Here is a 20528-nt window from a genome sequence, read left to right on the forward strand (position 1 = left end):
GCGATTGAAACGGCAATTATGGGTAATTGTTCGTGGCGGTGGTGATTTAGCCAGTGGAGCGATTCTTCGACTTGCGCGGGCGGGAATAAATGTAATCGTAACCGAATTAGCCCAACCTCTGATGGTCAGGCGTAAAGTTTCTTTTGCAGAGGCAATTTATCAGGGTGAAGTTGAGGTAGAAGGGATTCATGGTGTTAAAGCAGATATAGACCCAGATAAAATAATGCGCATAGCCAATAATGAAAAAATACCTGTTATCATTGATCCTGACTTGCAAATCCATAAAATACTCCCCGTCGACATTCTGGTCGACGGTAGAATGTTGAAACAGGTCCTAGAGGACCAGCGTCCTCTTGCTCCGTTGGTAATAGGCCTTGGTCCCGGTTTTAAAGCCGGGACAAATTGTCATGCAGTTGTTGAAACCAAACGCGGACACTTTCTGGGGAGAGTCATCTGGAATGGCGAAGCAGAAAAGGATTCTGGTATTCCTGAGGGTGTGGATGGAAAATCCAATGAACGGGTAATACGCGCTCCCTGTACGGGTATTTTTGCTGCAAATGTGGAAATTGGGGATTTTGTCGAGGAAGGACAGTGCCTTGGGAATGTCAGTGATATGCCTGTGAACGCACCTTTTCGTGGTGTTGTTCGAGGTCTAATCTGGTCTGGACTCCAAGTTTATTCCGGGCAAAAAATTGGTGATGTTGATCCTAGAGGTGATCCTCGATACTGCTGGTTAGTCTCTGATAAATCTCTGGCGGTGGGAGGCGGAGTTCTGGAAGCCATACTCTCCTTGCCAGAATTTCGTGCCCGATTGGGATAATGAACATGTTGACAGACACACAAATTGGTGCAGTTGTTCTTGCTGCAGGGATGTCTCGTCGAATGGGACAGCCTAAGCAGGTTTTACCCTGGGGGAAAACAACTGTGATTGGACAGGTTGTGAGCGTTTTAGAATCAGCAGGGGTGAATCAAATTATTGTCGTTACAGGAAGGGCTTATGAGCTAGTAGAAGAGGCTTTACAGGGCACCACAGCACAATGCGTTTATAATCCCCTGCACGAAACCAGTGAAATGCTGACTTCTCTGAAAATAGGAATTTCGCGCTTGAATGAAACTATTCAGGCGATGTTGATTGTATTGGGAGATCAACCCCAGATTGAAGAATCCACTATAAGAGGATTAATAGACGAATATAGACAGGAGAAAGGCACATTAATAGTACCCAGTTACCAGATGCGACGCGGACATCCCTGGCTGGTTGATCGAAAATACTGGCAGGAAATCCTTCAGATGGATGAAGAGCGAGAAAGCATGCGCGATTTTCTCCGCAATCATTCCCAAGAAATCACTTATTATGTGGTGAACACATCTACTGTGCTGGCAGATCTGGACACACCAGAAGATTATCAACAATTACGACCAGGAAATCCGTAAAAAAATGAGCAAAATTTGGGGTTGCCGTTATAACAACAATCAGGTAGAGAAATTGGTTCTGCCTGATACAGATGATATGGATGAAATCACCCGTGGGTTTGGAGAAGGGGTTTACACCACGTTAAGAACCTATCGTGGCGAGAAAGTTCTTTTATTGAGTGAACACCTTCAGCGTTTGGAACATTCAGCAAAGTTATCAGGTATTTCCATCACAGTTAATAAAGCAGGTGCAAGACGAACCCTTCGTAGGTTAATTGAAGAAGCCGGAGGGAAGGATATTCGGATACGACTGATAATCCTGTTTTCAAAACCTGAAGAAATGATTGGGCTGGCAACCATTCTTGTTCCCCCTTCTATGGAAGATTATCGTCAAGGGGTTGTTGTGCAGACCAGACACATGCATAGAGACAATCCTGAAGCCAAGGTAACCCAATTTATCCAGACGGCTTCAGGTCTTCGAAAACAGGCTAGCCAGGAAATCCATGAAATAATTATGGTTGATGATGAAGGGAATTTTCTGGAAGGTTTGAGCAGTAATTTTTTTGTGATCTCTCATGGTGAAATCTGGACAGCAGAAAAAGGCGTTCTACCGGGAATTACCCGTGAAATTGTGCTGCAATGTATCAGAGAATTGCAAATTCAATTAAGGTTAGAGGGTTTTCCTCTTGAACGACTGGATGAAATAGAAGAGGCGTTCATCACCAGTGCCAGTAGAGGCATTTTACCTGTTCGTAAAATTGACCAGTACAATGTACCCATTACGCCAGGACCTGTTACCACAACATTAAGTACCCGTTTTCAGCAAAAAATATCAGAATTACTCGAAGAAATTTAAAGAGTAAAATCCTCAGCATTATTATCGGGCAAGTCTTCCTCAGAAGAAAGTTCTCCTTGTTCATATTGGCGCAAAATTTCATTGGCTCTTTCCACGTCTTCTTCTTCTACGAGGATATCTACAGAGCCGAGAGGTCCAACGGTTAACCCATAAGCAATCCCTGCGCTTTCAGGAACAATGATGACAGGGATATCGTAGGATTCCAGCAACATGCGAATCATTTCCGCAGAGGGCATTCCCGATGTGGTGTAAACACACTTAAATCGTTTCGGATCCATGGATTTCCTTTCTTTTTTTCTCTTCCAATCGTTCAATTCGATGGCTAATTTCATGAAGCCACTCTTTTCTTTTCCATGTCGGTACAGGGAGAGTACTGCAAAGATGAAATGCTCGATTTGCCCACTCAAGAGCAGCATCCAATTGTCTCAAAGTATGTTCATAAATTTTCGCCAGTTCAAGATGGGCTTCGAGATTTCCATAATCAGCGGCTTTTTTCCACAATGCAATGGCTTCGGAAATGTTCCCTTGTTTTTTATGAATTTCAGCATGCTTGAGGAGTGTTTTTACCAAAAAATCCGGTGGCATATCCTCCGATATGGACTGAGCATATAATTCAGATGCAGTCTCCCAATGTCCTAAATCATGATACAGGCGAGCAATAGAGGCTAAATCAATGGAATGAAGAGGAGATTCTTGGGGTTGCGACAGTACCCTACCCATAAAGTGTAAAAGCGCTGCAAGGGAAAGAATGTCCACACGATTGTGGTAGAAAACCCCATCAAGCAAAGAAAAATCTCTTAATTTCAGGTAATTAAAATAAGTTTCCGGAATCAGATATCCAGGGATTTCTTCCTGTTCACGGGTAATATGTAAAATTTGTTTTTCCAGTTCTGAGAGACTACAACTTTCCAGGCGTGCTTTCCAGAATCGCCTGGCAAGATGAAGCAAGTCAATATGAATTTTTTCTCCCATCCTGTTTTCCATTCGGTTGAGGATAACTCGTGTTTGAAGAAGTGGTAGATCAAACGATTTGCCATTAAAAGTGACGATGACCCGGTAAGGTTCTAAAAAATTAAGGATTTCGTCTAATAACCTGTATTCCTCAACCGGATCGGGCAAAAAAAACTGGTAAACTTGAAACTGACCTTCTCGATGCACTCCAATACCAACCATAAAGGCAAAAGTTCCCGTTCCCCCAACCAGACCTGAGGTTTCTGTATCCACAAAAGCAACATCATGAAGGTCAAGTGTGGAAATTTCAGGGGCTTTGACCCATTCGCTGAGAATGCCAAATGAAAAAGATGGCTCAATGAGTACATCTCCATGGAAAAACGGCAGAGGGACCGAGTGAACGAATGTATAAACCTTGCTGGAAGATTGGATAAGGCTTTCTTCCCTTTGTCCATCCTTTTTATCAATAAAAATGTTTCCCTCAGGTTTTTGAGAAAGATTTTCGTTTTTATAACCCAGAGAATGTAATTTTTCTCGCAGATTTGCCATCGTTAATCCAATTGTATCAGTCCATTAAAAATATTGAGTATGGCTAGCGTTTCCTGTTTACCCCCTGCACCATTTTCAGCCGCGGGTCCTACACAGGACGGGCATCCTTGCTGACAGGGGCAAGTTTCCACAATCACTGCGGCTTCTTTATAGAGGATCTCCTCAATATCATACAGTTTTTTACTCAAACCAATACCCCCAGGAATCTGATCATATACTACCAGGGTTGGGCTACTATCTGCCAGGGCACATTGTGGTTCGGAAAATACCCCAATATCCTCCAAATCGCACATCAGAAAAAGAGATGCCACATGATGAATCAAATAACTCAATCCAGCCAACCCGCTCTGGATGCGCAAGTTTTCTTCGACCCTTTGATGGCAGGCCGGGCATAATGTGATGAGATTTTCCGGGCGATTGGCTTCTTGTAGTGAGGAGAATTGTCGAAAAGGAATTTTATGATGAACATGATGAGCTTTCCCTTGTTCAACTGTACCACAAAGTTGACAGGTGTAATGATCGCGTTTTCTTACCCAGTCTCGAATCCTTCCCCAGTCTGGGCCATAATCATTGGGATCATTCCGCCATAAACCTGATTTTCGAAGAAATTCCACAGACGCCTTATTTAAACATCTCCAGTAACCAACCGTTAACAATGTAGTGGGTGGAAGATCAAGAGATTCAGTTCCCAGGTTTTCTCGAGAATACCAGCGGATTTTCTTAAAGCCAGTGACTTGACGAATGACTTTTAATTCTCCAAAGTACTTAACCCCCCCAGTAGCAGATTGGTTAATCAAAATGGATTGCTTTTCGACCGCAGTGTCCTGAATGGGCTCGGTATAATAATCCAACTGCACTGGTTCCAGTAGGGCGATGCCTTTTTCCAGGTCTAAGGACTTTACCCAGTAAGTATCCCCTGCATGTAAATAAACAGCTCCAGGATGAGCCATCCAAAATGCGCTGGAATAATCCACAATGCCTACAGTTTCTGCTTTTCCATCAACGAATTGTTGCAATTGAATCGTTTCGGGAGAGGTTGTTCGTAAAGAAATTTGTGAAGCAGGATACTGGTCAGCCATCCAGATGAAGCGTCTGGCGCTGGAATGAATTTCACCAGAATCTACCAGGAAGGACAAAATTTCCTCAACCATTTCAGAAGGAACTCCTCCAAATCCTTCCCCCTGCTGAAAAGGGAGTTCGAACGCTGCACAACGGATATGCTGAAGCAGAATGAGGAGATTATTTGGATCCACCAGCGCCATCTCGGGGGATTTCTCAAATATGTACTCAGGAAATCTCATCAAGTATTGGTCCAGCGGATCGGCAGAGGCGATAAGAATCGACAAAGCCAGTGAACTTTTTCTCCCTGCTCTCCCCATTTGCTGACGGGTAGAGGCAATCGAACCGGGATAACCAACCATGACGGAAGCCGAAAGAGAGCCAATATCAATCCCCAGTTCCAGTGCATTGGTCGAAATCACACAGCGAATTTCACCTTTGCGGAGGCTGGCTTCAATGGTGCGCCTTTCATCAGGCAAATATCCACTGCGATATCCTTCTATCCAGTGTGGGGCGTTAGAAAAACGATCTTTCAGGTAACGGAGCATTAATTCAACGGTTCGCCGGGTGCGAGAAAAGGCAATAGTCTGCACATTATGGTTAACCAGGGTGGTAAGTATCTTTATGGCTTCTTGAACAGCGCTAGCGCGTAATCCCAGGCTTTCCTGAATGACAGGGGGATTGTAGAGCAAAATTTTCTTTGGTCCCGAAGGCGACCCGTCATGGTTGATCAGATCAATTCTTTCCTCTATCAACTGAAGAGCCAGTGAATCAGGATTGGCAATTGTCGCTGAGGTCAGTATGAATTGTGGTGAAGCACCATAAAAAGAAGCAATTCTTTTTAATCGTCGTATGACGTTTGCAAAATGAGAACCAAATACCCCTCTGTAAACGTGGGCTTCATCAATAACAATAAATTGTAAATTCTTAAAAAAGTCAGCCCACAAGGTATGATGGGGCAGAATACCCATATGAAGCATATCGGGATTTGTTAATACCACACGGGCTTTTTTACGAATGGCATTACGGCTACTGGCTGGTGTATCTCCGTCGTAAATCCCCAGCGTTATTTGTTGAACTAAAGATGTGTCTGCCTGAAGCAGTTGGTTCATTTGGGATTGCTGGTCTTGAGTTAATGCTTTTGTTGGAAACAGGTAAAGTGCCCGCGTAGAAGAGTTTTTCAGGCAATAATCCAGAACGGGAAGGTTATATGCAAGTGTTTTTCCGCTGGCAGTTCCCGTCACAATAACGACATGATTCCCTTCGATAATTTTTTGATAGGCTTCACCTTGATGGCTGTATAATTGATAAATCTTTAAAGAGTGAAGTGCGTTCTTCAATCCTGGATGGAGGGAATCTGGAATATTCACCCATACGGCTTGACGTGGGGGAATTTCTTCCATACGAACCACATTATTGCCAATATCTGGATCGGTCAGCCATATGTGCAGGATTTTCTCAAGGTTATCCATAACTGATGTTTTTACCTTACTTTAAGAAGATCATCAAGGACTCTGAGAGGTTTTAAGATGATTATAAAAATCCTGTTATTTATTCTGGGATGGGTAGCGGGGGGGATGGTAAACTGGTTGTCGGACTGGCTTCCGATTGAAAGAAGATTAGGTGGGTTGATTTGTTCTTCCTGTCGCAAGGAGATGGGGTGGTTGGACTACTGGACTCTTGCGCCCTGTAAACATTGTGGCACTCCGCGACTACTGCGTTCATGGCTTCTTCATTTCGGGTTAGGAATTGTATTTGTTTTTGTTGAGTCCATAGGCGCTCAGCGTCTTTCTCTGGTTGAAGCCGTGTTATGGCTGACTTACTCTGCTCTCGTTGTAGTCATTGATTTTGAACACCGCCTGATTTTGGAAAAAACCTCAATTGTTGGAGCAATCCTTGCTTTTTTTGTGGGTACTGACATTCATGGGGTGGTTGTCACTATTCTGGGTGGCGCTGCCGGTGCTGGCTTAATGTTTATTTTTTTCCTGGGCGGGGAATTGTTTCGTCGGTGGATGGAAAAACGTCGTGGAGAGCCTATACCTGAAGTGGCTATGGGCTTTGGAGATGTTATCCTTGGTGGAATTATTGGATTAATCCTCGGTTGGCCTGGTGTGCTTGCAGGGCTTTTTCTGGCGATTGTTGGGGGCGGTATTATCAGTGGAGTGATTTTACTGACAATGATCATTAAAAAGAAATATCAAGCCTTCACGGCGATACCTTATGGTCCCTATTTAATTTTTGCTACCTTCTACCTGCTTTTCTTTGCTTAGCCCGGCTTTATAGCCTTAATATCCCTTCCGCCAGGACCTGCCAGTAATATTTCTGGTGAAACTTCTTGAGCAAAGGGCTCAAAGTTCTTCACAAATTGATTCACCAGAAGTTCGGCTTGTCTCTCATACGCTACAGGATCTGCCCACGTCTGGCGTGGATTAAGAATCTCGCCCGGTACCCCTGGACATTCAAGGGGAATGCTTAATCCGAAGAATGGTTCAACCTGATAAGGAACATTTGCCAGGTCTCCATTTAGGGCGGCGCGAATGAGGGCTCTGGTGTATGGCAATCGAATCCGTTGCCCGATGCCGTATGGTCCCCCCGTCCATCCTGTATTGACCAGCCAGACTGTGGTTTGATGTCGTTGAATTTTTTCCCCTAAAAGATGGGCATATCGCGATGGATGCAAAGGTAAGAAGGGGGCTCCAAAACAGGCCGAGAAAGTTGTCTGAGGTTCAGCCCCCAAACCTGTTTCAGTTCCCGCTAGTTTAGAGGTATATCCTGAAAGAAAGTAATACATGGCTTGTTCTGGAGTTAAACGGGCTATGGGAGGTAAAACACCAAAGGCATCGGCAGATAAGAAGAAGATGTTCTTAGGGTGCCCTCCTCTTCCTTCTGGAACGTAATTGGGAATGTAATGGAGGGGATACGCACCGCGGGTATTTTCTGTCCGATGATCGTCGTCAAAATCCAGTTCACGAGTCTGATTATCGCAGGTTACATTTTCGAGAACTGCCCCAAAACTCTGCGTTGCCTGCCAGATTAAGGGCTCTAAATCTGGGCGAAGATGGATGGTTTTGGCATAGCAACCGCCTTCAAAGTTAAAAATTCCATCATCGCTCCAACCATGTTCATCATCACCAACGAGCCGACGCTCGGGATCTGAGGATAAAGTCGTTTTACCGGTTCCCGATAAGCCGAAAAACAGAGCCACATCGTCCTTTGTCCCAATATTAGCAGAGCAGTGCATAGATAGAATGCCCTTCAGCGGTAAGAGGTAATTGAGAACCGTAAAGACTGATTTTTTAATTTCTCCAGCATAACTGGTACCGGTGATGAGAATCACTTTCTTTTCTAAATCCAGGGCAATCACAGTTCCGGTTCGAGTGCCGTCTTCTTCTGGAGAAGCCAGAAAATCTGGCAAATGGAAGATGGTAAACTCAGGACGATGATGCACCAGTTGATCCTGTGGAAGTCTCAGGAAAAGGTTGTACGCAAATAAAGCCGCCCATGCTCGCTCTGAGATGAGACGGATAGGGAGAGAAAACGAAGGATGAGCACCGGCTTGCAGATCTTGTATGAATACGTCCTTCCCCTGAAGATAGGCTTTTGCTTTGGCAAGTAACCGATCGAATTTATCTGGCGAAAGTGGCTGATTGACCTTTCCCCACCAGATTTGGTTTTGAAGGGAAGGGTGTTTCACTACAAATTTGTCATTTGGAGAACGTCCGGTGTGTTTCCCAGTATTTACAACCACTGCACCTGTTCGAGAAAGTATGCTTTCTCCTCGTAAAATAGATTGTTCGATGAGACCGGCAGGGGGTAAATTCCAGAAGACGGTGCGAAGGTTTTGAAGCCCATGCAGTTCAAGACCATAATCTCCCGGTGTACCTGTGTAAATCATCAGTAGTCTCCTGATTTATTCTTTGGGGTGAAATTGAGTAAACCAAAACCATAAAACATCTTCAGCAGGTTTCCCTCGAACGGACACTGACTTGTCTGCCAGTGCAATGGGGGGGAAATACCCGTCGCTAACAATACCAGCAACCCAGTCAGATTGACTGATTACCTGAAGAAAGGCATTATAAATTTCAGCCTGTTCCTGAAAAGACTCTTCCGCTGCAGGAACATCCAGCCCTCCCTGATAGAAGACAAACAAGGGTAAACAGGTTCCATTCGATGGAACGCACCCGTTTGCACTTCCTTTTACAGAAGGATATGCCAGTTCAATGATGATTGGGAGATCAAAACGATCGCGGATGAGCCGAATCTTGTTTTCAACAAGTTCTCGCGCCGCAGGAATAATATCTTCTGCTTTTGGTTCTTCTACACTGGTAAGCGGCTCATAAACATGGATGAACAAGAGGTCCACTTCACGTAACACTTCGTTTAATGGATCAAGATTCTGAGAAGACGAAACCTGCCAGGCTACTTTACCAGGGTAAACTGTCCTGATCTGGTGAATCAGATCAATCCAGTATGCGTTCAAATCTGCGGCACTCATTACGGGAGCACCGTTAGGTAAGGAATTGCCTGGAAGAACCGGGTCCAGGTTTTCAGGATTAAGGATAAAAATTTCTGCCTCGGCCAGGTGAGCCAGCATGGCATGGTGCAGGATAAACATTCGGTATCGGTCTAACCAGGTTTGCCACCAACCCGAAGTCCCCGGGCAATCTCCCCACCACACTGCAGGAGGTTTTTCAAATGATGCGGTAGGGCGAACAGCAATGCTGATTTGTTTGTTTTTTGCGATTTGGATCGTGCTGGAAAGATCTTCCCATGTAGCATCTACACCGGTTAACCATTGAAGGTTAGGCGGATTTGTCGTTGTAAAATGCCATGTAGGGGAGAGGACCAGCAGGTTAGCATGGATAGTGGCAATATCCTCAATTGCCCATGGAATAAATGGTTGCCAGGAGGGATGATAGTCCGCAGCAAAAGCAACACCCTGAATAAAAGATGGTGATTTTTGGGGTTGAGAGCCTGCTGGCACTGTCACCGGCTCAAGAGGAGGTAACTGGAATTTCCACTCTTTTACTATTTCGGTGATTTTAATATCCTCCGTGGGTGGGTTAAATCGTTTTGTACCGGGGTTATCGGGTCCAAAAGTAGTCAAATCATCCGCAATACCGCATTGATCGTTTTTGCAGAACCGATATGCGGTTTCACCAATAGCATCAAGAGGGCTGTAAAGAACATACATCCATTGATGATTCCCAAGGGGCCACATTGGTAGTGGTTCAGTCCACCCATAGGGATTGAACTGAATCGAAACAGTTTCATTGGCTCCGGTTGTTTCAGGAACAGAAACATAAAAAGAAATACTTCCTTTTCCGGGAGATTTCCACGTTTCAATTTGATCTTGAATGATCACTTCCTGCTCAGGAATAATCAATTGTCGGAGACGAAATTCCCCTTGTTGGGTTCTTTCTGCATTCCAAAAACCATCCCCAAGGGTGTATTTGTACTGTAAATCCAGACCGGCGGGAAGTTCCAGAGTAATACGATAGGTACCATCCTGTTGATAACTTAAATAAGGTGCTCGGGAGGCTAAAATATTCATTCCACCGCGAAGATCTGCGAAGGTGTTTCCCAGAGCAGATATATTCCCCACCATTCGGATAGGAATGCCCTTTGGGCTATCCACTGGAGGAGACACAATAAAAGTCACCTTAACTTTTGGCGCTGGCTGGACAAGTATTTCTGCAGGTGTCATGGCTTCTTCCATGACTTTAGCACCTTGCTGGAATGGTAAAAATTCTCCTTTTAGACTGACTGCCACAAGGTGATGTGTCCAGGGGGGAAGGCCATCCAGTGTGAAGGAGCCATCAGCCGCTGTCAGCATGGTGACTCCAGCGGCAGTAACCAGGACATTCGGTACAGGAGTTCTGTCAATGGCGTTTAAAACATATCCCTGGATTCTACCGATTGGACCTTGGTAGGGAGTATCATTCCAGCCGGCAATATAATCATCCACGCTACCAGGGTCTTTTACATAAAACAACCGATATCGAATCTGCTTTCTTTGGGTGTTGTACTCAATTGCAACCCCTTTCCCTTCCCGAATGTATCGGTACTTAACCAGACTTCCTACTGGAAAAGGCAGACGAATTGAATATTCTAGGTTGCTTTGTTTTTCAAGAGAATATCGTCGTGGATTGAGTGCAATCCCTGTAACTTCGTCCAGAACTTCAATGCTTAAAGTTTGTCCTTCTTGTAATGCTTGCGGAAGTGTTACCTTGAATACAACCTCCGCCATAAGCGTTTGGGACGTTGTGGAAGAGGTATTAGCCGAAAGAATTTGGGCTGTTGGAGTTGGTGAAGTGCATGATGAAAACACAAACAACAAGATGAGAAGAGCAATGAGCAAACTTGATTTTGTTCGAGATTGCGCTCTTCTCATCTTCGTAATCCCCTTTAATTATTTTTTTGAAGTTTCTTGTGGATCTAATGAAGGCTTTGGATGGTTAAAGTCTTGTTTGATTTCTGCTTCTCTGTCCGCCAGACTTCCCAACACCCCGTTGACAAAACGCGCAGAACTATCTGACCCATATTTTTTGGCTAATTCAACTGCTTCGTTGATGGCAACCTTAACCGGCGTACATTGCCCAACTGCAAATTCCCACAGGGCAATTCTCAAAATATTACGATCAATCACGGCTACCTGATCAAGAGGCCATTCAGGGGCATGTTTGGCGATTTGCTCATCTAACTGCTGTGTGATTGGCAATACCCCCATGACAATTTCTCTGGCAAAATCAGCCAGTTCGTTTTGAAGTTTGGCGTCTTTTATCCGTTCATCTAAGACCTCACCGGGTAAATGATTGGTCAGGTCAATTTCATACAGGGCTTCAAGAGCCACAGCCCGAGCGCGAGTTCTTAACTTCATAGGTTACGCTTCAACCGTGTAATCAATATCCTCTACGTGAACATTGATTTTCCCGACTTCCATGCCAAGCATTTCTGAAATGGCTCGAGAAACCTTCTGTTGAATGGCTCTTCCCACTTCTCTCACATTGACATCTTTCGTTAAAACTACATAAATATCAGCATAGACTACTCCGTGATCTACAGAAATTTTTACCCCTTCCTGTGGATTCCTGGAGAATAACTGGTTCACATCAGCCGGTGCTGCGCTGAGCCGGGCAACTCCCGGTACACTCAGGGTATTTAATCGGGCGATGGTTAAGAGCACTTCAGGTGCAATGGTTGTTTTTCCGGTTGTAGAAGGTGTTTGTTCCATATTCCATCCTCTTATATTATGCCTTTATTCTAACCCATAAATCCTGAACTCGTTATGGATTCGATGAAAATATTTAAGGAGTGGGCAGCGTGGTAGTTGCAAAGGGCATAATGCCGATTCGAATGGGCGCTTTTTTCTCCGACAGTGCTTCCTGCACAGCGTTTTCCAAACTCTCATGAGGACTTACCAGCCAGGATCTGGCAATATCCTTAGGAATGTGGGAAACCAGGTAAACCCGGTAATCCTGGACAATCCGAGCCACCTGATATCCCTTGTGAGGACCGACTCGGAACGGTTGCTGAGCGAACCTTTCAAAGACTTCCTGCGGGGATTTCACCCCTCTCATAAATTCTTCAAAGGCTTGATTACCACTTCCTTCTCTGCACTCAGCGACCAGAATGATTGTTCCCCCTTTTCGAGTGATGGTTGTAGCATGAGTTAAGGCCTTCTGGGCTTGATAGAAATTAATGTCCTTGGGATAGCCGCCTGCTGAAGCAATAACCAGGTCAAACAATCCTTTCTTCTGTGTCGTACACACCTTTAATACCAGAGGAATTCCAGATTTCATGACCTTTTGAGGATTTCCTGCAAGTGCATATAAAACTTCCTTTTTTTCGTTCAAAATGGTGTTCAGCACAAAATGAACCCCCATCATCGAGCCAATTTCTTCAATGTCCTCTCGGAGCGGATTATTTTCATAAATACCTATCCACGCTTTTGAATCTGTTATCCAGGCATGATTGCGGTTAATCGTTTTTCTTCCTGCCAGTCCAATTGCGGCAGTTTTTACGCCACCAGAAAATCCGGCAAAATGGTGTGGTTCAATATCACCGGTGCAAATTTTCAGATCAGCCTGATAGAATACCCGATTGACCCAGACAGGAGTACCTCTAGAAGTCACTCCGATAAAAACAAGATTTTCGGATTCATCGCAATCATGCGAAATACATCGAACGCGTTTGAGGATTTCATCCGGCAGTAAGGATTGGATTTCTGTTGGACTTAATGGAACATGCGTCCCTGTAGCAATCAATATGGAAACTTTGTCATCAGAGATACCATGCCGATTTAGCCAGTTCAGCAGAGGAGGCAGGATCAGATGATGAGGCACCGGGCGGGTTTTATCATTTACGCTGATAGTCACCTGTTGAACCTGATCAGGAAATTTAAAATCCAAAGGATGATTAAGCGCTTCTTCGATCACATGGAGAGGATCATCGCTTCCGGCAATCTCGGGTGGCAGGATCCATTCAACCGGAAATTCCGCAGGTATGGAACAGGATTGCATACCTGAGCCAAAAGGAACGCGAATATCAGACATAAATTTATACATCCTGAAAGGTACAAGTTTACTAGCCTGATACTTTTATACTACAGATTAGGGTTTGTAAAGAAAAAATTTAATTTAATCGCGCGATTCGATTAACAATAGGTTCAGAATGCCAGAAAATTCTTTTTTGCAAGACAATTTCGCGGCGCAAAATCTGGATAAGTTGTTTCATGAAATGAGGGATTGATTCTTTTTCCAGAAGTTGTTGCTTTTCATAGGAAGGAATCTGCAATAAAGAAGCAGTCAGGAAAAGCGTGCTTGAAAGATCTTCGCTCTCCTTCAACTCTTCCAGAAAAAGGTTAAGAGTTTCAGAATCGTGCGTGGAAAATTCAAAGACACCCTGCAATCTGACGTACTCAAACAAGTACTCAAAGAGGACATTTTTCAGTTTCAGGGTTTCCAGGGTATGGATTTGGTGGAATGGATGATTTTCTACTTCGGCTATCAAATAGGGGGTTTGTTGAACGAAAGAACGAATGTGGAAACGCTCTTCTCCAATAGCAGTCAAATTCATTTTTCCCTCAGCAAGAGGCTGAACTTCGATAATTCGAGCCGTACAACCGACAGGATAAGGTTTGGGAAGAGGACCATAGGCTTCAACACCGGTACGAATCAGACAGACGCCAAACAATAAATCGCTTTCGAGCACATGACGGATCATCTTTTTGTAACGGTCTTCAAAAATGTGCAGATGGATGGGGGTTTTGGGAAAGAGTACCGTTTGGAGAGGGAAAACAGGCAAAGTATACATGTACTTTAATTTTACTTGAGGCTTCAGTCATGTACGAGTATGCATATAAGGTTCAGTCCTTTTCAGGATTGGGTCTAAAATATATTCAGTTCATTTACTAAGGAGGAGCCTTATGTCTATTCCATTTCCCAGTGATCAATGGATTAAAGCCATGATGGAAGATCTCAATCAAAGCGCTTCATATGAAGAGGCTGCCAAAAATTGGGAAGGTGATTTTGTCTTTGTGATCGAACCAGGAGGAAAACTGGAAAAAACTGTCTTGCTGTATATGGACTTATGGCATGGAAAATGTCGCAATGCTTATGAGATCCCTGAGGGAGAAACGGTTAAATCAGCATTCCGTCTCTCTGGCCCCGTTTCAGTGTGGAAGAAAGTAATGACCAAGCAATTGGATCCCATGCAGGCAATGATGACCGGCCAGTTGAAACTAACGGGAAATATGGCTATGGTCATGAGAAATGTACGTGCCGCGAAAGAACTGGTAGAGAGTTGTACCCGTATTCCTACCGAATTTCCGTTGTGAGGGGGGAAATATGTGGTACTTTCAAAGTCCTCAAATCGTATATGGCGAAAGTGCCCTCTCCCATTTGTCACAAATTTCCGGGCAAAAAGCGTTTCTGGTTTCGGATCATACTCTGGAACGTTTGGGGCTTGTAGAAAAAATCCGGTCTCTTTTACAGGAAAACCATTTCCAGGTAGAGACATATCTCGACGTTGAATCGGATCCATCGGTTGTTATCGTTGAACAGGGCGCGCAGAAAATGATTCAATTTGAGCCGGATTGGATCATTGCTCTGGGCGGTGGCTCGGTAATGGATGCCACGAAAGCCATGTGGGTGTTATACGAACGCCCAGATATTGACCCGGTAGCAATCAGCCCGGTTGAACCTCTCTACTTACGAAAAAAGGCTCGAATGATTGCCATTCCAACCACTGCTGGAACAGGCTCTGAAGCCACATGGGCAATTGTTCTGAGCGACAGGGATACTCATCAGAAACTGGGGTTGGGAAATCGGGAGTGCATTCCAGATTTGGCTATACTGGATCCAGAGTTGATTGTCAATTTGCCACCTCGGATCACCGCAGATACAGGACTGGATGCCTTAACCCACGCAATTGAGGGATATACCAGTGCCTGGCATAATGATTTTTCTGATGGCCTATGTTTGCAGGCTATTCGTTTGATTTTTTCCTACCTGCCTCGTGCCTATCACAATGGTAAAGATTTGGAAGCGCGTGAACATATGCAAAATGCCGCAACCATCGCTGGTTTGGGTTTTGGGAATGCAATGGCGGCGTTAGCCCATGGAATGGGACATGCGCTTGGAGCACGTTTTAATATCCCACATGGGAGGGCTGTGGCTTTATTTTTACCCTATACAATGGCATATTATGCAAATGGGGGAGTCGAATCTCGTTATCGTGAAATTGCTCAAATTTTGGGTGGCACTTTTACCACCGATCAGGAAGCGGTTCGGTGGCTGATTGACAAAATCCGTGACCTGGAAACTGAAGTGGGGCAACCTCTTTCAATCTCGGAATTGGGAATTGAAGAAAAGACATTTGAAGATGATCTGGATAACCTTGTCTCTTTTGCCCTGAACGACTCTCAGACTTTGATGGGAATCAGGATTCCCGATACTGATGAATTAACACGGTTGTTTCGGGTTACCTATCACGGGAAGGATGTTTCTTTCTAAGGGAGTTTTATATGAATAACCGTCTTCTCCTGGTGGATTTAACCACAGGTTCAATTGAACATTCAACCATTCCGGAGTCCTATCTGAGAGAATATGTTGGCGGAAGTGGCCTGGGGGTCAGAATGCTGTGGGACTGGCTTAATCCTTCGATTGCCCCTTTGGATCCGGAAAGCCCTCTGTTATTCATTACTGGACCCCTCACCGGGGCTTCTGGCCCGGCAACCGGGAGATTTACGGTGTGTGGGCGTTCTCCCCAGACCGGCTGGTGGGGCGAAGCAAATATCGGTGGATTCGTCGGACCTGAATTACGGCATGCAGGTTTCGATGCAATTCTGATTACAGGAAAAGCGCCTTCTCCGGTTTATCTCTGGGTGAATCAGGGTAATGTGCAAGTTCGGGATGCCTCACATCTTTGGGGAAAAACGGATATCTATGAAACCCAGAACCAGATCCGCCTTGAACTGGAGGAACCACGAGCCAGAATAGCCTGCATTGGACTTGCTGCAGAAAATGGGGTGGTTTTCTCGGGAATTTTCTCGGACCACGGGCGAGCAGCAGCGCGGACGGGGTTGGGTCTGTTGATGGCATCAAAAAATCTTAAAGCACTGGCAGTTCGGGGAACTCAGAAGTTGCCTATCGCTTTTCCGGAGCAATTTGCCGCGCAACGCATCAAGATTAATAAAGAGTTGGCAAATCACAATATGACGGCAGTGTTCCGTGCTACGGGCACTTCAGGCGCCGCGGAGTATCTTCAAATGCTTGGTGATATGCCTCAGAAATACTGGACAGAAGCGAAATTCGAGAGCGCCGATAAAATCAGCGGCGCGCAAATGGCGGAAACCATTCTGGTTGGCACGGCTGCCTGTCAGGGATGTGTTATTTCCTGCGGAAGAGTGGTATCAATTCCTGAAGGCCCATATCAGACGGAGACAAGAACAAAAGGCCCGGAGTACGAAACCATTTGTTCATTTGGTTCTCAGTTGCTGGTTGACGACCTCGCTGCAATTACCGCACTTGGAGAAAAGTGTGACCGACTGGGAATGGATTCAATCTCAGCAGGGAGTGTGATTGGATTGGCTTACCTGATGTTTGATCAGGGGATCATAAGCCAGAAAGATACGGATGGTTTATCTCTGCAGTGGGGAGACCCTCAGCCAGCGTTTATCCTTCTTGAAAAAATTGCTCATCGGGAGGGGATTGGCGCATGGATGGCTCAGGGGAGCCGCACATTTGCTGCTCGATTTGGGGCTGAACAATTAGCGGTTCAGGTGAACGGTTTGGATGTCGCCATGCATGATCCACGGGCTTTCAGCGGACAGACACTCTCTTACCTGACTTCCCCTCGCGGTGCCTGCCATAACCAGAGTGATTTCTTCACGGTAGAGTTAGGCGGCACAATGGAAGAAATCGGCATTCCAATGACCGACCGTTTTACCGACGCCGGGAAAGCCAGATTTGTTGCCCGTCATCAACACTGGCGTTCGGTTTGCAACAGTCTGGTTATGTGCTTTTTTGCTTCTGTCTCCCCACATGATGTGGTGGATTTGCTGAATTCTGCTACCGGACAGGAATGGACGCTGGAATCCCTCATGAAAGCAGGAGAAAGGATCTGGAATTTAAAACGGTTATACAATCTCGCTTTGGGATATTCTCCGGAAGGTGAGAAACTCCCTGCTTTGTTGTTAAAGGCGTTACCCGAGGGGGGACAAGCCGGTTTTATTCCCGATGTCCAGACCCTCAGACGGGAGTATTATGAAGCATGCGGCTGGAACTTAACCAGCGGAATGCCAGAAGAGCACGTACTTCGAGAACTTCATCTGGAGTTTGCAATGGAAAAGTTGCCTTTGAAGGAGGAATAAGATGCTGCAGGCAGTGATGGTTGAACCGGGAAAGATAAAGTTTCATGAGGTTGAGAAGCCCCTACCAGCAGAAAATCAGGTCCTGATAGCCATTCAAAGAATTGGGGTATGTGGTTCGGATATTCATGTCTATCATGGAAAACATCCCTATACGTCTTATCCGGTTGTTCAGGGGCATGAAGTTTCAGGTGTGATTGCTGAGGTGGGAACAAACGTGCAGGGATTTTCTCCGGGAGAATCCGTTGTGTTTATGCCTCAGGTGACTTGCGGGGAATGTTATCCATGTAAACATGGTATGGAGCATATCTGTGAAAATCTCAAGGTGATGGGATTCCAAACTGGTGGCGCAGCCCAGGAATATTTTGCTGTGGAAGCCAGTAAAGTGTTGAAACTTCCAGAAGGTGTTAGCCTGGATGAAGGCGCAATGGTAGAACCGGTTTCAGTGGCGGTTCATGCTTTGAGACGGGGTGGATTTGTTCCTGGAATGAAAGTGCTGGTGTTAGGTGCTGGGACTATAGGAAATCTGGTTGCACAGGTTGCCAGGGCTCAAGGGGCTCAAAAAGTTTTGATTACCGATCTCAGTGATTATAAATTGGAAAAGGCGAAAGAGTGTGGGATTGAAGGAGTTAACACAGCAAAAGAGGATTTATCCACAGCGGTCATCCAACAAATGGGGCAGGAGAAAGCCGATTTGATTCTTGAATGCGTGGGAGTTCAACCCACCATTGCTCAAGCAGTCAACATTGCCCGAAAAGGCACAACAATTGTTGTTGTTGGCGTATTTGCCGAGAAACCGGTTGTGGATTTGGGGCTTGTTCAGGATCGTGAACTGTCATTGGTGGGCACATTAATGTACCAACGTCCGGATTATGAAACAGCCATAAACCTCATCCATGCCGGGTTGCTGAAGTTACAACCCCTGATTACTCACCGCTTTCCGTTTCAGGATTATCTCAAGGCTTACCTTGCCATTGAGGAATCGCAAGGAAAATACATGAAAGTGATGATTGAATTGTAATCAGGACAGCGATTTCTTACTGCGGGTTTTTTGGAGTTCGTATTCCGGAATTCGCTGGCTGAGAAGATCAAGCGAAATTTCAACAACCTCCCGGGCTTCTTCGGGAGTTGTTGTTCCTATGACTACCATATCTACGGGACGAATGGTGCTCCAAACAAAAGAAAGTCCAACAACCGGAAGAAGTCGCCCTGCCGCAAGGGGTTTAATGGTCATGACCGGTTTTCTGGCATTACGAATGATATTCATTACCCAGTCTGCTTCAACCTGCATCAGGAAACCCGCAGCATTATAAATCTGGATATAGGTTTCCACATCCGCACCCATTTCATCGCAAATGACCGGCGTTTCCGGCATGTGCGTGGAAAGCCCCGGGATCATTCCGCGCTCTCGAATCATCCTCGTATAGCGATCCAGATTGCGAATGGTGCGGTACATACGATCCAGCAAAGCGTCCGTGACGGCTTGATGTGGCAAACAAAAAGTGGCATGCCACTCAGCACATTGATCGAAAACCACTTCTGGCTCGTTCTCTTTGGGACCACCCGGCAAAATATTGAACCATGGCGTGTAAATCCGGTAAATGGATTTTCCTGAACGCTGTTCGGCTTCCTGAATGGATTCTTCCAGTAGCGGATGCAAAGGTCCCATGACGGCATCAATATTGTATTGTAAAAAGGCAAGCAAAACTTTCACGATCCTGTCACGGGTTTGCAGATCCTTGATAAAGCGGTCCTTTGCCATGCTGGTGTGAGAGTATCCCAGGAACCAGTTGGTTCCAACAATGAGACGGGGTAAACTCACTCCCCCAACTTCTGTTCGGGGAAAAGTGTCCATTTAGAACCTCCGATCCACTACATGATGCGCTAATTCCTCCAGGGCGAGACGCTCAGGACAGGGTTCGAATTGATTGAGGTTCCGGATGGCTGTTTCGACAAACTGAATGGCTTCCTGATGACTGCGTTCAATGGCCTCACTGGAACGGATTGAGTCAATGAGCCGTTCTATCTCGTCTTGATCGTCAATACAAAGCCCATCGACCAGATAATGGGTCAGGTCATGCTCAGGATGCATTTCGGCAAAATAAATGGCGGGTAAAGTGACAATGCCCTGCCGTAAATCGCTCCCAATGGGTTTACCAAGGGTGGCTTGTTCACCGGTGTAATCCAGAATGTCGTCAACGATTTGAAAAGCCATTCCCACCGCATATCCGTAAGCCCTTAAGGCTTCAGCCACCGCATCGGGAGCAAGACATAACAATGCCGCTGATTTCGCAGACATCTCGAAGAGAGAAGCCGTTTTGGCAAAGATACGCTGGTAATAGTTGTTTCGATCTACCTTACAACGCGTACTGAATAATTGAGTCAATTCCCCACCCACAATAATTGAGAGAGTATGGGAAAAGAGTTTCATCACCGGCACCGAGTCGGTTTGTGATGCAAGGTTTGCAGCGCGAGCAAACAGATAATCTCCGGTCAAAACGGTGGCGCCAGGTGACCAGCGTGAATTCAGTGTAGGCATTCCCCGGCGTAGCAAAGACCCATCAATCAAATCATCATGAACCAGTGTGGCGGTATGAAGCATTTCAATGGCAGCGGCAAGATTAAGCAATGGCTCTCGCTGGGCTTTGAGCATTTTCCCTGCCAGAATCGTCAAAGTAGGACGAATGCGTTTTCCACCGGCATTTAAAAGTAAATCTATCGCAGCCTTTAGATCAGGATAGCGCTCATCTGCCTGTGAGCGCATTAAGGCTTCAACTTCACGCAGGTCATCTTGAATGGAAACCATAAAAGTAACAGCCGAGGTCAATT

The 20528-nt window shown here is 45.5% G+C and carries 19 protein-coding genes; 8 read left to right on the forward strand and 11 right to left on the reverse strand.

Annotated elements, in window-relative coordinates; all coding sequences use genetic code 11:
* Positions 1 to 4 precede the first annotated feature (4 nt).
* The 3 genes from yqeB to LHF31_RS06665 are packed head-to-tail and all read left to right on the forward strand — an operon-like array spanning position 5 to position 2269.
* Positions 5 to 820, forward strand: a complete 816-nt coding sequence (yqeB, locus tag LHF31_RS06655; RefSeq protein ID WP_298009494.1) for a selenium-dependent molybdenum cofactor biosynthesis protein YqeB — start codon at positions 5 to 7, stop codon at positions 818 to 820.
* Between the two features lie 5 nt (positions 821 to 825).
* On the forward strand, positions 826 to 1434 hold the full coding sequence (locus LHF31_RS06660; RefSeq protein WP_298009497.1) for a nucleotidyltransferase family protein: 609 nt from the start codon (positions 826 to 828) through the stop codon (positions 1432 to 1434).
* A gap of 4 nt (positions 1435 to 1438) precedes the next feature.
* Positions 1439 to 2269, forward strand: a complete 831-nt coding sequence (locus LHF31_RS06665; RefSeq protein WP_298009500.1) for an aminotransferase class IV — start codon at positions 1439 to 1441, stop codon at positions 2267 to 2269.
* On the opposite strand, the gene LHF31_RS06670 is transcribed toward LHF31_RS06665, so the two are convergent.
* The 3 genes from LHF31_RS06670 to LHF31_RS06680 are packed head-to-tail and all read right to left on the reverse strand — an operon-like array spanning position 2266 to position 6300.
* A complete protein-coding gene (locus LHF31_RS06670; RefSeq protein WP_298009502.1) occupies positions 2266 to 2547 on the reverse strand; it encodes a DUF2007 domain-containing protein in 282 nt (93 codons plus the stop codon). The two genes, LHF31_RS06665 and LHF31_RS06670, sit on opposite strands and share 4 nt — an antisense overlap.
* The gene (locus LHF31_RS06675) at positions 2528 to 3769 is read right to left on the reverse strand and encodes a ribonuclease H-like domain-containing protein (RefSeq protein WP_298009505.1); all 1242 of its coding nucleotides are present in this window, start codon (positions 3767 to 3769) and stop codon (positions 2528 to 2530) included. Before LHF31_RS06675 ends, LHF31_RS06670 begins: the two co-directional genes overlap by 20 nt.
* Before the next feature lie 2 nt (positions 3770 to 3771).
* Positions 3772 to 6300: a DEAD/DEAH box helicase gene (locus LHF31_RS06680; protein WP_298009508.1), complete on the reverse strand. Its 2529-nt coding sequence runs from the start codon at positions 6298 to 6300 to the stop codon at positions 3772 to 3774.
* A 57-nt stretch (positions 6301 to 6357) separates the two neighbouring features.
* Between LHF31_RS06680 and LHF31_RS06685 the strand changes: the two genes are divergently transcribed.
* Positions 6358 to 7098, forward strand: a complete 741-nt coding sequence (locus LHF31_RS06685) for an A24 family peptidase (RefSeq protein WP_303773932.1) — start codon at positions 6358 to 6360, stop codon at positions 7096 to 7098.
* Here LHF31_RS06685 and pckA read toward each other — a convergent pair.
* From pckA to LHF31_RS06715, 6 genes are all read right to left on the reverse strand, one after another.
* Complete coding sequence (pckA, locus tag LHF31_RS06690) at positions 7095 to 8723, reverse strand: phosphoenolpyruvate carboxykinase (ATP) (protein ID WP_298009513.1); 1629 nt, start codon at positions 8721 to 8723, stop codon at positions 7095 to 7097. The genes LHF31_RS06685 and pckA overlap by 4 nt on opposite strands.
* A gap of 15 nt (positions 8724 to 8738) precedes the next feature.
* Entirely contained in the window at positions 8739 to 11222 is a 2484-nt protein-coding gene (locus tag LHF31_RS06695; RefSeq protein ID WP_298009515.1) for a hypothetical protein, read from the reverse strand.
* Positions 11223 to 11240: 18 nt separating this feature from the next.
* Positions 11241 to 11708, reverse strand: a complete 468-nt coding sequence (gene nusB / locus LHF31_RS06700; RefSeq protein ID WP_298009518.1) for a transcription antitermination factor NusB — start codon at positions 11706 to 11708, stop codon at positions 11241 to 11243.
* A 3-nt stretch (positions 11709 to 11711) separates the two neighbouring features.
* Positions 11712 to 12062, reverse strand: coding sequence for an Asp23/Gls24 family envelope stress response protein (locus tag LHF31_RS06705; protein WP_298009521.1), 351 nt, complete (start codon positions 12060 to 12062; stop codon positions 11712 to 11714).
* A gap of 73 nt (positions 12063 to 12135) precedes the next feature.
* Positions 12136 to 13395 (reverse strand): nickel-dependent lactate racemase, encoded by a 1260-nt coding sequence (larA, locus tag LHF31_RS06710; protein WP_363324793.1) that lies wholly within the window; start codon positions 13393 to 13395, stop codon positions 12136 to 12138.
* Between the two features lie 67 nt (positions 13396 to 13462).
* The gene (locus LHF31_RS06715) at positions 13463 to 14143 is read right to left on the reverse strand and encodes an LON peptidase substrate-binding domain-containing protein (protein WP_298009528.1); all 681 of its coding nucleotides are present in this window, start codon (positions 14141 to 14143) and stop codon (positions 13463 to 13465) included.
* A 112-nt stretch (positions 14144 to 14255) separates the two neighbouring features.
* On the opposite strand from LHF31_RS06715, the gene LHF31_RS06720 reads away from it, so the two are divergent.
* Genes LHF31_RS06720 through LHF31_RS06735 form a run of 4 tightly spaced genes read left to right on the forward strand, consistent with a single transcriptional unit; the run spans position 14256 to position 18720 of the window.
* Entirely contained in the window at positions 14256 to 14666 is a 411-nt protein-coding gene (locus tag LHF31_RS06720; RefSeq protein WP_303773933.1) for an SCP2 sterol-binding domain-containing protein, read from the forward strand.
* Positions 14667 to 14676: 10 nt separating this feature from the next.
* The gene (locus tag LHF31_RS06725) at positions 14677 to 15843 is read left to right on the forward strand and encodes an iron-containing alcohol dehydrogenase (RefSeq protein WP_298007458.1); all 1167 of its coding nucleotides are present in this window, start codon (positions 14677 to 14679) and stop codon (positions 15841 to 15843) included.
* Positions 15844 to 15854: 11 nt separating this feature from the next.
* Positions 15855 to 17702: an aldehyde ferredoxin oxidoreductase family protein gene (locus LHF31_RS06730; protein ID WP_298007456.1), complete on the forward strand. Its 1848-nt coding sequence runs from the start codon at positions 15855 to 15857 to the stop codon at positions 17700 to 17702.
* A gap of 1 nt (position 17703) precedes the next feature.
* Positions 17704 to 18720 (forward strand): alcohol dehydrogenase catalytic domain-containing protein, encoded by a 1017-nt coding sequence (locus LHF31_RS06735; protein WP_363324773.1) that lies wholly within the window; start codon positions 17704 to 17706, stop codon positions 18718 to 18720.
* Here LHF31_RS06735 and LHF31_RS06740 read toward each other — a convergent pair whose 3' ends face one another.
* Complete coding sequence (locus tag LHF31_RS06740; RefSeq protein WP_298007452.1) at positions 18721 to 19554, reverse strand: hypothetical protein; 834 nt, start codon at positions 19552 to 19554, stop codon at positions 18721 to 18723.
* A complete protein-coding gene (locus LHF31_RS06745) occupies positions 19555 to 20526 on the reverse strand; it encodes a polyprenyl synthetase family protein (protein ID WP_298007450.1) in 972 nt (323 codons plus the stop codon).
* Between the last annotated feature and the right edge of the window lie 2 nt (positions 20527 to 20528).

It is taken from the genome of Anaerolinea thermophila (assembly GCF_020723905.1).
Lineage (GTDB): Bacteria > Chloroflexota > Anaerolineae > Anaerolineales > Anaerolineaceae > Anaerolinea > Anaerolinea thermophila_A.